Annotated in this window: 11 protein-coding genes; 5 read left to right on the top strand and 6 right to left on the bottom strand. The window is 60.6% G+C overall.

The window, feature by feature from the left end:
- Positions 1-41: 41 nt before the first annotated feature.
- Both MJA45_RS04590 and MJA45_RS04585 read left to right on the top strand, forming a co-directional pair.
- Positions 42-965, top strand: a complete 924-nt coding sequence (locus MJA45_RS04590; protein WP_315606109.1) for an ABC transporter permease — start codon at positions 42-44, stop codon at positions 963-965.
- Positions 965-1,759 carry an ABC transporter ATP-binding protein gene (locus tag MJA45_RS04585; RefSeq protein ID WP_315606108.1) on the top strand — a complete coding sequence of 265 codons (795 nt, stop codon included), beginning with the start codon at positions 965-967 and terminating at the stop codon, positions 1,757-1,759. The genes MJA45_RS04590 and MJA45_RS04585 overlap by 1 nt, the downstream gene beginning before the upstream one ends.
- A gap of 74 nt (positions 1,760-1,833) precedes the next feature.
- Here the strand turns inward: MJA45_RS04585 and MJA45_RS04580 are convergent, their stop codons facing one another.
- The 3 genes from MJA45_RS04580 to MJA45_RS04570 form a co-directional block, all read right to left on the bottom strand.
- On the bottom strand, positions 1,834-2,460 hold the full coding sequence (locus tag MJA45_RS04580; RefSeq protein WP_315606107.1) for a class I SAM-dependent methyltransferase: 627 nt from the start codon (positions 2,458-2,460) through the stop codon (positions 1,834-1,836).
- 57 nt (positions 2,461-2,517) lie between these two features.
- The gene (locus tag MJA45_RS04575) at positions 2,518-3,882 is read right to left on the bottom strand and encodes an ATP-binding protein (RefSeq protein ID WP_407083143.1); all 1,365 of its coding nucleotides are present in this window, start codon (positions 3,880-3,882) and stop codon (positions 2,518-2,520) included.
- Positions 3,883-4,095: 213 nt separating this feature from the next.
- Entirely contained in the window at positions 4,096-4,560 is a 465-nt protein-coding gene (locus MJA45_RS04570; RefSeq protein ID WP_315606105.1) for an acyl-CoA thioesterase, read from the bottom strand.
- A 147-nt stretch (positions 4,561-4,707) separates the two neighbouring features.
- On the opposite strand from MJA45_RS04570, the gene MJA45_RS04565 reads away from it, so the two are divergent.
- Positions 4,708-5,079 carry a DUF3592 domain-containing protein gene (locus MJA45_RS04565; protein ID WP_315606104.1) on the top strand — a complete coding sequence of 124 codons (372 nt, stop codon included), beginning with the start codon at positions 4,708-4,710 and terminating at the stop codon, positions 5,077-5,079.
- A 25-nt stretch (positions 5,080-5,104) separates the two neighbouring features.
- Here the strand turns inward: MJA45_RS04565 and MJA45_RS04560 are convergent, their stop codons facing one another.
- From MJA45_RS04560 to MJA45_RS04550, 3 genes are all read right to left on the bottom strand, one after another.
- Entirely contained in the window at positions 5,105-5,704 is a 600-nt protein-coding gene (locus tag MJA45_RS04560) for a response regulator transcription factor (protein ID WP_315606103.1), read from the bottom strand.
- The gene (locus MJA45_RS04555) at positions 5,701-6,834 is read right to left on the bottom strand and encodes a sensor histidine kinase (protein WP_315606102.1); all 1,134 of its coding nucleotides are present in this window, start codon (positions 6,832-6,834) and stop codon (positions 5,701-5,703) included. Before MJA45_RS04555 ends, MJA45_RS04560 begins: the two co-directional genes overlap by 4 nt.
- Positions 6,835-7,091: 257 nt before the next feature.
- Positions 7,092-8,117, bottom strand: a complete 1,026-nt coding sequence (locus MJA45_RS04550) for a Delta(5) desaturase DesA (RefSeq protein WP_315606101.1) — start codon at positions 8,115-8,117, stop codon at positions 7,092-7,094.
- A 286-nt stretch (positions 8,118-8,403) separates the two neighbouring features.
- Here MJA45_RS04550 and MJA45_RS04545 point away from each other — a divergent pair, with 286 nt between their 5' ends.
- Both MJA45_RS04545 and MJA45_RS04540 read left to right on the top strand, forming a co-directional pair.
- Positions 8,404-10,044, top strand: a complete 1,641-nt coding sequence (locus MJA45_RS04545) for an SWIM zinc finger family protein (RefSeq protein ID WP_315606100.1) — start codon at positions 8,404-8,406, stop codon at positions 10,042-10,044.
- The gene (locus tag MJA45_RS04540) at positions 10,041-13,154 is read left to right on the top strand and encodes a DEAD/DEAH box helicase (protein WP_315606099.1); all 3,114 of its coding nucleotides are present in this window, start codon (positions 10,041-10,043) and stop codon (positions 13,152-13,154) included. Before MJA45_RS04545 ends, MJA45_RS04540 begins: the two co-directional genes overlap by 4 nt.
- Positions 13,155-13,162 lie beyond the last annotated feature (8 nt).

Below are 13,162 nucleotides of genomic sequence, written 5' to 3'. Positions count from 1 at the left end.
TAAACGCGTCCGCTCTCTTCCCTTAAAGGAGGACAAACACCATGATGGACTCGATGAACGGAGCGGTGGAGCTCGGCCTTCTGTACGCCCTGATGGCGCTTGGGGTTTACATCACCTTCCGCATCCTGGACTTCCCGGACCTCACCGTGGACGGGAGCTTTACGACGGGGGGCGGCATTGCCGCCATCCTGATCGCCCACGGTACCGCGCCCTGGCTTGCCTGCCTGGCCGCTCTGGGCGGGGGACTCTTGGCCGGCGCCTGCACGGGCCTGCTGCACACGAAAGGGAAGGTCAACGGCCTCTTGTCCGGGATCCTGATGATGATCGCCCTGTATTCCATCAACATGAGGATTATGGGCAAGCCGAACATTTCCCTGCTCAGCACGGATACGGTATTCACTCCCCTGTCTCCGCAATACCTGATACCGGTTCTCGCGGTTCTGGTGATCGCCGTGAAGCTCCTGCTCGATGCTTTTCTCCGGACGGACCTCGGCCTCGCCCTGCGGGCGACCGGCGATAACGCGCGGATGATTCGCTCCTTCGGGGCGAACACGGACAACACGACCATCCTCGGCGTCAGCCTCTCGAACGGGCTGGTGGCCCTTTCCGGAGCTCTGATCACCCAGCAGTCCGGCTTTGCCGACATCTCGATGGGCATCGGGATGATCGTCATCGGACTGGCTTCGGTCATCATCGGCGAAGCGATTTTCGGCGCACGGACCGTCTTTCTTGCCACGCTCGCCGTCGTGCTCGGCTCCATCGTCTACCGCATCGTCATCGCGCTCGCCCTGCGGGTCGAATGGCTGGATGCCTCCGATCTGAAGCTGATCACGGCACTGATCGTCATCGTGGCGCTGGTCCTGCCCTCCCTGCAGAGAGCCTGGAGGCAGAAGGCCGTCGCCCGCAAGCGGTCCGCCGATTTTGCCGCGGTGGCGGCAAAATCTTCGACGGGAGGTGGCCGCTGATGCTGCAGCTAGAGAATGCCTCCAAGCTGTTCAATGCCGGCACGCCGGATGAGAAGCTGGCCCTGGTCGGCGTCAGCCTGACGCTGAACCCCGGCGATTTCGTGACCGTGATCGGCAGCAACGGCGCCGGCAAGTCGACGCTCATGAACCTCATCTCCGGGGTCATGAAGCCGGACTACGGCCAAGTGTTCCTGCAGGGCAAGCCCATCGGGGATTTGCCGGAGCACCGCCGCAGCCGCTGGATCGGCCGCGTGTTCCAGGACCCGATGGCCGGCACTGCGCCGCGGATGACGATCGAGGAGAACCTCGCCATGGCCTACTCCCGCGGAAAGCGGCGGGGCTTGGGCTTCGGCGTCACCTCCGCGAAGCGCAGCTTCTTCCGCGAGCAGCTGAAGCGGCTCGGCATCGGGCTCGAGGACCGGCTGCGGGCGAAGGTCGGGCTGCTGTCCGGCGGGGAGCGGCAGGCGCTCAGCCTGCTCATGGCGACCTTCACCCGACCGGACATCCTGCTGCTCGACGAGCACACCGCCGCCCTCGACCCGGCCCGCGCCGAGCTGATCACGCGGCTCACCGAGGAGCTCGTCCGGGAGATGAGCCTGACGACGCTGATGGTCACGCACAACATGGAGCAGGCGATCCGACTCGGCAACCGCCTGATCATGATGGACAAGGGCCGCGTCATCCTCGATGTGGACCGGGATCGCAAGAAGACGCTGACCGTCGAAGAACTCCTCGACGAGTTCGCGCGAATCAGCGGACACAAGCTGGCCGACGACCGCGTCGTGCTCGGCTGAACGATCAAAAAGGACATCATTCCCGCCAGGGGAAAGATGTCCTTTTTGCTGCTGGTTATGGGCCGGCTGATGGTTCAGCCCTTGACCGCTGTTACACCCAGGGTGTGGTAGCCTCTGGAGCGGGGGCCCCTCCTGAGCCGGATTTCTTGAAATCCCGCCTGACGCATGCAAGGCAGAAGAACCCGGTGGATCTTCCTCCGGATGGCCGGCGAGACCCTTCCGTTCTTCCCATCCGACCAAGTAAGCAGGATCGTCCCACCGGGGGCAAGCACGCGGCAGCTCTCGGATACCGCCCGGGACAGGTCTCTCCAGAAGTACAGCGAATGGATGCTGAACACCTTATGGAACGATTCGTCCGGCCAAGGGATCGCCGCCGATACGTCTCCCTGCCGGATATGGACCCGGCAGGCTGCCGCGCCTTGCCGGTTGCGTCCGGCAGCCGCTTGGACCATGGTCTCCGAAAGGTCGAGGCCGGACACCCCCCCTTCTTGACCCAACCGGTTGTACAGCAGCTCGATAGCCTTCCCGGCGCCGCAGCCCAGCTCCAGCACCCGGTCGCCGGGCTGCAGGTTCAAACGATCCAGCGTCCATAAGGTCTCGGGTCCATGCTGGCGTACCATCAATTCGCCGGTCATCCGTCCCCTTACCCCGGAAGGATTCCCGTATTGGCGGTCTACCGTGCTTATTCTTCGGTTGATCATGGCTGGGCCCTCCTTCTCTTCTCTAGTGTCCTAAAAGGCAGGAGGCGCGCCGGCGGATCAGGAGGCATTCCGGCCATGCGTCCTCCCCGATCCCGTCGGCCCGGCGGGCTGCCCGGTCCAGACCCGCGCCGGAAGGCGGAGGGAGAAGCGGCTGCCCTCTCCTTTCCGGCTTTCGAGCGAGAGAGAGCCGCCGAGCAGCCGGGCAAGCTGAAGGCTCATCGACAGCCCCAGGCCCATTCCGCCGTATTTTCGGTTCAGCGCGCCCTCCTCCTGCTGGAAAGCCTCGAAGATAAGCTGCTGCTTGCCTTCGTCGATCCCGATCCCCGTATCGCTGACAGCAAAGACGATCCACTCGGACGGACCGGAGCCAGCCCCGGAAGGTAAGCTTCCAGGCAAGGCCTTTTCCAGGCTTACCTCCAGCGCAATGCTCCCTTTTTCCGTGAATTTCACCGCGTTAGCAAGCAGGCTGCGGAGGATTTGGTTGATTTTACGGGAATCGGAGGCTACGGCGAAGGGAAGCCCTTCTCCCATCCTCAATTGAAAAAGAAGTCCTTTGGCCGCCATCCCGGCCCGGACCTGGTGATCGATCATCTGAAGAAGCTCCTCGAGAACGACCGGCTGGTCCATCACCTCCATCTGGCCCGCCTCAATCCGTGAAAGGTCCAGGATGTCGTTGATCATCTGAAGAAGCTCGTTTCCGGAGACGTGAATGAGCCCCGCACACCGGGCGGTCTCCTCCGGAGACGTCGTATCCTCCTGGTCGCGGATGAGCTCGGACAGGACGATAATGCTGTTCAGCGGTGTTTTGAGCTCATGGGACATATTGGCGATAAATTCCGACTTGTAACGGGAGGAGGCGACCAGCTGGCGGGCTTTCTCTTCGAGCTCACGCTTCGACTGCTGCAGCTCCCCGGTTTGCTGCTGGAGCTTCCGGTTCACCCGGTTAAGCTCATCCGCTCTTCTCCGCTCCTTGGAGAAATCCCAAATGATAAACACGAACAAGGCGCTGAGCGCGAGACCGAGGGGGTACGTGTAGTACGCCACATGACTTAAATAATACCCGGTCGGAATGGCGCCGAAGGCGACGATTCCCAACACCTGCAGCGAATTGATAAGCACGATGGAGAGCAGGGCTTTGCGCCAATAGCTCCAGGCCCGGCGCCGGTACAGATGGACCAGGAAGGCGGCAAGCAGGCCGAGCAGCATAATGTTGAGGGCCCCCGTTATGCTCTGCGGGTTAACTCCCGAAATAAAGAACCGGCAGACGGCTATCCCGGCCCCGATCAACAGCAGGGGGAGCGGTCTTCTGAAGAACAGGGTGCCGTATACGAGAGGAACCACGCGCAGATCAAACAGCGTAAATTGGCTTCCCCGCACCCCGAAAACCATGGTCAGCCAGCCGGCCATCACAAAGGCGGTCAGGAAGGCCGCCTGTTGAATGCCCCAGGAAGCGTGCCGGAGAACATATTTGTAGCCCAGATTGGAGAGATAGGCGAAGGTGATCAGAAGACTGACGTTGATGATGAAAGGGATGAAGATAGAAATGACGAACCCTCCTGCCGCTAACCAGCTTTAAATTTAACTCCCCTAATCATTCGCCCGCCAAGCCGGAAATCCTTCATGCCCTTAAGCAAGCTATTCCTTCAGCCCCATCCCCTCGAAGGAACGGATCACCGCTTTCGTCTCTTCCGGAATCGGGGTGCTTCTTCCGGTTGTCTTGTCGACGAGCACAATGGTGCCGCGTCCCGCGGCTTTCAGCTTGTCGTTCACCACCACGGCGTATTCGATGTCCATGGACGAACGGCCGAGCTTGGCCACCCGGACATGGAGCTGAAGCGGATCCTTAAGGAACAGCTCGGCCAAATATTGGCACTCGAGGTCCGCCACGACCGAAACCTGCTGTTCGCCGAACAGCTCATCCGTCAGCTTCAGATTCTCGAAATATTCGATACGGCCTTGCTCAAAGTACATAAAATAGCTAACATTGTTGACGTGCCCCAGCATATCCGTCTCGCAGTAGCGGATTTTGATCGGGAGGGAAAAATGAAACTGCTTAAGCCAGCCCTCTGGATCCGGCTGGATGAATGCGGCTTTGGCCATCGTTTGAATACTCCTTTCTTAGCTGCCCTTCTGTCCTGTTTAAGTAAGCCTTAGAAAAGGGAGGGATTCCCCATCTTAGAAACATACGTTCCTTATCTTCTGTTTCCCCTCTTTGCCCTCATGGGAGGTCTGTTCTTCACCATAGGCGTGAAAACCGCTTTTGCCGCCCGCCACCGGAAGCGCCACTGGGCGCCGTCAACCGGTGTCGTGGTGGACTATAAAGACGTGGTGACCCGCCGGCATCGAGGAACCAGCCTAAACCGGTATTTGAAGGTCCGTCATTCCGCCTATGGAATGGCCAATGAATTCTGGAACCGTTACGGAAGCAACCTCGTGAAACAGAAAGAAGGGGACGAGATCCCCATTCTGTATAACCCGGAAAATCCGGAGGATGCCATTGTGACCGGTCCGGTCCATGGAGGCGGGCTGTTCTCTCTTCTTTTCGGAGGAATCGGCTTTATCTTTATGATGATCGGGCTGATCGGCTGTGCGTTCCTTTTCTGGTTCCGTTTGCGTTAGGGGCCTGCTTTCGCCCCCGTACCCGCTATTTGAACCAGCCTTTTTCCTTGAAGCGCATGATGGCCTCGATCCGGTTCGTCACGTGAAGCTTGTCGAGAATCACGGAAACATAATTGCGGACGGTGCCGGTCGTGATGCTGAGCGTATCGGCGATGTCCTTCGTGGTTTTGCCTTCGGCAATGAGAACAAGCACTTCCTTCTCCCGTTCCGTCAAAGGGTTCTCGTCCTGGTAGACTTCGTCCATCAGCTCCGCGGCATACATCCTCCGGCCCGCCATGACGCTGCGGATGGAATCGGCAAGCTCCTCGCTCGGGCTGTCCTTCAGCAAAAAGCCGTGGGCGCCCGCCCGGATCGCCCGCTCAAAATACCCCGAGCGCGCGAAGGTGGTGAGGATGATCACCTTGCAGCCGGAGCCCTTCAGCTTATCGGCCGCATCCAGCCCGCTCATCAGCGGCATCTCAATGTCCATGATGCATACGTCCGGCCGGTGCTCGTGAACCAGCTTCACGGCATCCTCCCCGTTCGCCGCCTTCCCCACCACTTCCATGTCCTCTTCCAGATCGAGCAAAGAGGCCAAAGCCCCAAGAAGCATACGCTGGTCTTCGGCTATGACGATTCGAATCATGCCTGCACCTCCGTTTCGGCTTGGTTCCATACGCCCGGCACCTTCATCACGATTTTCGTGCCGCCCGCTACCGCAATGTCCAGGCTGCCGTTCACAAATTCCAGCCTTTCCTTAATTCCCCGCAGCCCGTTTCCTAGCCGGAGAGGTTCGCCTGCAATCCCCTTCCCGTTGTCCTCGATTGTGACCACCAGGTCGGCGGGCGACGGCTCGATGGCGATCCGGCAGAAAGAAGCGCCGCTGTGCTTAACCACGTTCGTCACCGCTTCCTTCAGGCACATGCTGAGGACATTCTCGCTCATGAGGGAGGTGTTCGTCAGGTGGGGATCGCCCTCCACCGTCAGCTCCACCTCGGCGGCCTTCAGAATTTGCCCGATCCGGTAAATCTCCTCTTCGAGCCGCAGTCCCCTCATCTGGGTGACCATTTCCCTCATTTCCTTCAGCGCCGTACGCGCCGTCTGGCGGACGTCCTCGATCTCGATCAGGGCCTGCTGCGGATTTTTCGGTATGAGCCTGCCGGCTAGATCGCTCTTCAGGCCGATGAGCGACAGCTTCTGGCCGAGCGTATCATGCAGATCACGCGCGATCCGCTGCCTCTCCTCGAGCTTCACGAGCTCGGAAAGTTTCCGGTTGGCCACCTCGAGCTGGCCTTGGAGCTTATCGCTGCGGTTACGCGAATAGGTGGTGACCGGGAGCAGGATGACGGCAATCAGACTCAGGAGGACGAAGGGCAGCTGACTTAGGAACACGGGATTTTTCGAAACAAACCCGAAGTTGACCGCCACCACGGTGGTGAGCAGATGAACGGTATACAGCGTGATAAATCCCGCCTTGTTCTGAATGTTCCCAATAAAGAAAGCAAGGAACAAAGAGAAATAGACATAGCCGAACCACAGCGTCATCGTGATGGAAATGACAATTTGCACGCTCGTCCAGAAATATACCGTCCACCCTCTGGATATGAACGAGAGCACATAGCAGACGAAGAACAGCATGATCATGCTGACGCCGATCGCCACCTGGTAGGGGGACGAGGAGCGGAATATGAAATAGAAAGGAAGAATGTAGAAAACCACCCAAACATAGGGACTGAGCCCCGTGTTTCGATGGAAGATTTGGTACCATTTCTGCATGAGGGCCGTTCCCCTTCCCTCTTCATTTATTGCGTTGTAAGAATAGAATACCATTTTCCCGCCGCACTTAACACTGGAACTCCTTCCCCGGACCCGGAAGGCGGCGAAGAGGGCCCCGGTGAGGGACGGATAGGGCTTCCGCAAGTTCTCCATCCCCGGAAGAGGCGGATAGAGCTCCGCCAGTTAGCCGCCCCCGAAGGGGCGGCTTCAAGCGCCGTAGTATTTCAATTCATCAGCCTCCGCCCTGTCGGGCCGCGTCAAGCGGCGTAACGAGAGCGGGATTCCGCCAAGCGGTGCCGCTTGGCTTGCCGGAAGGTAACGAATGTTTTGGACTGCTCGTCCCAAAGCTTGTAACGAAGCGATTTCAGCGAGAGGCCGATCGTGATCGTAGTGGCCTTCTGCAGCGGCGGCACGGCCTCATGGGCTTTCTCCAGGTGATAGTTGGGCACCTTGGGATTCAGGTGGTGAACGTGATGAAAGCCGATGTTACCGGTGATCCATTGAAGCGGCTTCGGGAGTTTGTAGTAGGAGCTGCCTTCGACGGCCGCTTTCACGAAACTCCATTCATCCTCTTTCTCGAAGTACGAATCCTCGAATTGGTGCTGAACGTAGAACAGCCAAATGCCGAGCAGGCCCGAGAAGAAAAATACCGGCCCCTGCACGAGCAGAAAGGCCTGCCACCCGATCAGCTGGATCAACGAGGCATAAAGAAGGACGATGCCCGCGTTCGTCACATACGTGTTAAGGCGCTCCTTCCGCCTCGCCCCGCGCCGGTTAAACCGGTATTCGATCAGGAAAACCGATAGAGGCCCGAGCCCGAACATAACGAGCGGATTGCGGTATAAGCGGTAAGCGATCCGGCGCCACAAAGGCGCAGCGGCGTATTCGTCCACCGTAAGGAGCCACATATCCCCTACGCCTCTTTTGTCCAGGTTGCTGCTGGTGGCATGATGAACGGAATGGCTGTGCTTCCACTGCTGATAGGGTACAAGAGTTAGGATGCCCGTAAGGGTGCCGAGAAAATCGTTGGCCCGCCGGCTACGGAAGAACGACTGGTGGCAGCAGTCATGAAAGAGGATAAACGTCCGCACGACGAAGCCTGCCGTCACCAAGGCGAGAGGAATCGTCAAGATATACGAGATGGAAAGGCTTAAATAAGTTATATACCATAGGAGCAGCAAAGGACCGATCGTATTGAGGATCTGCCGGATGCTTGTTTTTCTATCGTGGTGCTCATAAGGGGCTACGCTTTTCTTCAATTGAGAGATGCTGTCTGTATGCATAAGGCTCCTCCTTAAGGATGTTCTGGCATTCCACTATCCTTTCTCTATTATAGGAAGGAGGGCCCAAGGGCGACAGTCACAGACGTCAAGGGAGATAGATGACATTTGTCATGGTTGCCGCCTGCGGCAGGAAGAGGGAGGCGCGGATAAGCCGAAATCTCTGAAGCAAGCAACGAATGTATGTTCGTTCCAAACCTGCTATAATGATAGCTATAAAAAGGATCAACGGACCTTGCCGGTCCCTCCCGTCTGACAAGACGGTTATCAAAGTAAGGGAGTTACCGCTATGAGCCCGTTTACGGAAATGGACGATTCCCAATGGAGCCTGCTTGTGCAGGATGTGAAGGAGAATTTTGACGAGGTCACCATCAAAAGGGGCTTCGCTTATTTCAAGCAAGGAAGAGTTACCGGTTCGGCGGAGACCGCCCCCCGTGAAATTGCCGCCTGCGTAGAAGGCTCGGACCTCTACCAGGTGAACATCCACCTGGATTTCTTCGGCATGAGCGGCTGCTCCTGCCCGGTAAGCAGCTGGTGCAAGCACATGATGGCGGTTCTGTTCGATTATGCGGAGAAGCAGGGACGCTCCGTGCCGGTACTCGTCAACGCCAAGTTTCACGCCGAGCCGCCTCCTCCCCGTGCCGTGAAGCCGAACCGGCCGGTTCCTCTTTCCTCCTCCGGCCTGGTTTCGTCCGGACAAGAGAGGAAGCGCCTGGAAATGGCCTCCCGGGTTTCCGAAATGAGCGTACCGGAATGGCACGATTATGCGGAGCTGTGCGCCCGGCCCTATGAGTGGGAAATCCGAAATACCGCCTATGGGAAGAAGATATGGAAGGCGGCCGTCCAGGCCCTCCCCTCCCTAGAGGCGCCTGTCCAGCTGCTTTTTGAACAGAACCTGCGGCTTTTCCTCCTGAAAAAGGTGCTCCTGCCTTCCACCCCCGGCTTGAGCGCTTCTCTGTCCTACATAGGATATTTCACCCACGAGGCGGCCTCCTTCCTATCCGGGGAACTCGAGGACGGCTGGCGGGAAGTGAGTACTCTTCCGGCGGAACGAGAGCCGGCTCCGTTTATTCAGGGAACGCTGGACTGGCTGCGTGCGGAGATGCTGGCCGAAACGAGAGCGCAGCACGAGATGGCCCGTCACTATCTGTCGCTATGGCAAACTCTGCTCAATAGGGAGAAGCGGGTCGAGCCGGAGAAAATTCGGGAAGAGATTGGAAGATTGGAAGCGGCGGCCGGGGGAAAGGAACGGTTGAGAACCCGGGTGCTGTTCGCCCAAGCTCATCTTTATTACGGGCTCGGAGAGATCGACAACGCTTGGTCCCGGCTGATGGAAGCCTACCGGGCCGGGGGAATCCGTTATGAAGAGCTGGACGGGTTTCTTCAGGTGCTCCGGGAGAAAGAAGAAGCGGCGGCGCTCGCCCGCTGGCTGGACGAGCTTCTTCCCGAAATAGCCAAAGAGACCGGACACGCGATAAAAGGCTATGTGACGCATTGGGAAGCCGTGATCGAGAAACAGCCGGAGCTGGAGCCCCGTCTGTGGGATGCCCTTGCCGCCTTACTCCCCCGTACCGCTTCTCTATATGAAGAGAAGCTCCAGCAGTACGGCAAGTGGGAGCAGTGGGGAGACTATTTGCTCAGCACGGGCAAGGACCCCCGGTCCTACCGGGCCAGCGAGCTTCAGCCTCTCGAGAAGCACGCTCCCCATGTTCTTCTGCCCTTCTATCACCAGGCCGTGGAACGGCTCGTCGGGGAGAAGAACCGGGACAGCTACAAGGCAGCGGTCCGGCTGCTCAAGCGCCTCTCCAAATTGTACGCCCGCCTGAAAGAAACCGGCCGCTGGGAGCTCTTCTTCGAGAGCTTCGCCTCGCAGCACAGCCGTCTTCGCGCCCTGCGGGAAGAACTTCAGAAAGGAAAGCTGATCCCATGAACATATCGCTAACCACCCTCACGGTTGAAGTGGAAATCACGGCGCACGGAGATGTTCTTCTAGGCGGATCCTTGCCGGATGGAGCGCTGCTCTTGGGGACGGCCTTGAAGCACCGGCTTTTTGCCCGGCATAAGGAGTCCTTCTATGGAACCGGGCTAGAGGTTCTGGAAGCGGACGGCGTGGAGTTCGTCCACCTTCCCGCGGAGCAGGTGATTCCTTACTTTGCCGGCCCCGGTCTCCTCCGCCATATCGAGTGGAGCTGGAACGCGAAGGGGGCAGCCCTTCTCGCCAAAGCCCCCCTTCTCGCAAAATGCCTGGAGGAAAAGCGTTTCGTTCCCGACTTCACGGCCTTCCGGGAAGGAAGGCTGGAGTGGACCTGGGACGAAGCCTCCTGGTCGCCGGAGGAGCGGGCCGAGTGGGAAGCGGCCGGGCGGCCCGGCCCTTCTGAGGGAGCCCCGATGGCCGGAGAGTCCGGGAAGGCGAACCGGCCGGTCCCGGAGACGGTGCCCGCGGAGGACCGCCTTGGGCCGGGAGCCGTCGACGCGGTAAGGCTCGCAGAAGCGGCTGGAGAGGTCGATGGCCCCGGGATGCCGGACCCCGTTCCCCCGGAGGAGGCGGGATTCGGCAAGGGCTTGAAGGCAGCGTTCTCAGCGGCCGTCGCCCGCCGTTACTACGCCGAGGAGCCGGCCCGCGCCGACCTTCGCCGCGACTATCCGCTGCTGTTCGCGGGCGACGCGGCGGCGGCAGCGGCCGGCCTTGACGCGGAGTCCTGGCTCCGCACGGTCGGGTGGAAGCCCGACACGGCGCCGTTCCGCCCCGTCCTGCAGCTCTCGGAGCCGGACGAAGACCGCCTGGACTGGCGGCTTCAGCTCATACTGCAGGACAAGCGGAACGAAGCCGGGCTTACCCCCGTGCGGCTCGCCGCGGACGGCCGCGCCCACGGCGTGTGGCCCGGCGGCTGGTCGGCGCACGTCGCAGAGCGCTCCACCGGCTGGCTGGAGCGGCTTCGCGCCGTGCTCCCGGCCGGACTGCTGGCCGGCGGCGAAGACGTACTCGGCCGTCCGCTCGGCGAGGAGGACGCCTGGGCCTTCCTCACGGAGGAAAGCACCCGGCTCCTCGAGGCGGGCTGGCCCGTGCTGCTTCCTTCCTGGTGGGAGGACGCCTCGAAGAAGAAGCCCCGCCTGAAGGCCAAGGTCGCGGAATCCGCCGGCTCCCCGTCGGGCGGCTCGCTCTTCGGCCTCGACGCCATCCTCGAATACGACTGGCGGATCGCCATCGGCGAAGCCGAGCTCACCGAGGCCGAATTCGAGGAGCTCGTCGCGCAGAACAAGCGGCTTGTCCGCTTCCGCGGCCGGTGGGTCGCCCTCGACCCCGCCCTGCTTAAGCAGATCCGCCAGATGATGGCGGGCATGGACCGCGAGCAGGGCTTGTCCTTCCAGGACGTGCTCCAGCTCCACCTGCTCGGCCAGGCCGGGGAGGAAGACGGTGGGGCGGCCGAGGAGGACGGCCGGGTCGCACTTCAGGTGGAGCTGAACGAGCACCTGGAGAAGCTCATCCGCGGGCTGGGCCAGCCGTCCGAGCTGCCGGGGCTCGCCGTGCCGGCGGGTCTTCGCGCGGAGCTGCGCTCGTACCAGCGGGACGGCTTCTCCTGGCTCGCGAACCTGCGCCGCTTCGGACTCGGCGCCTGCCTGGCCGACGACATGGGCCTCGGCAAGACGGTGCAGCTCATCGCCTACCTGCTGCACGTTCAGGAGACGGCGAAGTGCGGCGGCACAGGCGTCCCTTCCCTCATCCTCTGCCCGACCTCGGTGCTCGGCAACTGGCAGAGGGAAATCGCCCGCTTCGGGCCGTCGCTTCGCGTTCTCCTGCACTACGGCCCCCGCCGCCTGAGCGGAGAAGCGTTCGAGGCGGGGGCCCGGCAGGCCGACGTCGTGCTGACCTCCTATGCCACGGCCGCTCTCGACCAGGAGCTTTTGCAGGGCTTCACCTGGGAAACGATCGCCCTCGACGAAGCCCAGAACATCAAGAACGCCCAGACCAGGCAGTCGGCGGCGGTCCGTCTCTTCCCGGCCCGGCACCGCATTGCGCTGACCGGAACGCCGATCGAGAACCGGCTCTCCGAGCTGTGGTCGATCTTCGACTTCCTCTCGCCCGGCTATCTGGGAAGCCAAAAGGCTTTCGGGATCCGCTTCGCCGGCCCCATCGAGAAGGAGCGCGACGAGAAACGCACCGCCCAGCTGCAGAGGCTGATTCAGCCGTTCCTGCTGCGCCGGAAGAAGAAGGACCCGAGCATCCAGCTTGACCTGCCGGACAAGAATGAGATGAAGACGTACGTTCCATTGACCGCCGAGCAGGCGGCTTTATATGAACAGACGGTTAACGATCTTATGGAACGCATCCAAAAGCTCGAAGGGATTGAGCGCAAAGGAGCGATTCTCGCCACGCTTACGTACCTGAAGCGGGTGTGCGACCATCCCGTGCTGATGACGAAGGAAGCGGTGCCCGGTCTGACGCCCGAGGCCCGCGGAACGCTGGACCGGAATGCGCTGATCGCCCGCTCTTCGAAGCTCGAGAGGCTGCTCGCCATGGTCAAGGAGCTGCGCGAATCGGACGAGCGCTGCCTGATCTTCACGCAGTACCTGGGCATGGGCCACCTGCTTCAGCTTATCCTCTCGCAGGAGCTGGAGGAGCCCGTGCTGTACCTGAACGGAAGCACGTCCAAAACGGCGCGCGACCGCATGATCGACCGGTTCCAGTCCTCCTCCCTTCCGCCCGGCGAGCAGCCGAACGTGTTCATCCTCTCGCTGAAGGCGGGCGGAGTCGGGCTTAACCTGACGGCGGCCAACCATGTGTTTCATTTTGACCGCTGGTGGAACCCGGCCGTCGAGAACCAGGCCACCGACCGGGCGTACCGGATGGGCCAGAAACGCGACGTCCAGGTGCACAAGTTCATTGCCATCGGGACCTTGGAGGAGCGCATCGACGAGATGCTCGAGAACAAGCAGCAGCTGAGCGATAACGTCATCGCCACTTCGGAGGGCTGGATCACGGAGCTTCCGACGGAAGCCCTGCGCGAGCTGTTTACGCTGCGCAGCGAGTGGGTCGGCTAATGTCCTCT

The organism is Paenibacillus aurantius (genome assembly GCF_032268605.1).
GTDB classification, from domain to species: Bacteria; Bacillota; Bacilli; order Paenibacillales; family NBRC-103111; genus Paenibacillus_AO; species Paenibacillus_AO aurantius.
This window is presented reverse-complemented; position numbering and strand designations above follow the sequence as displayed.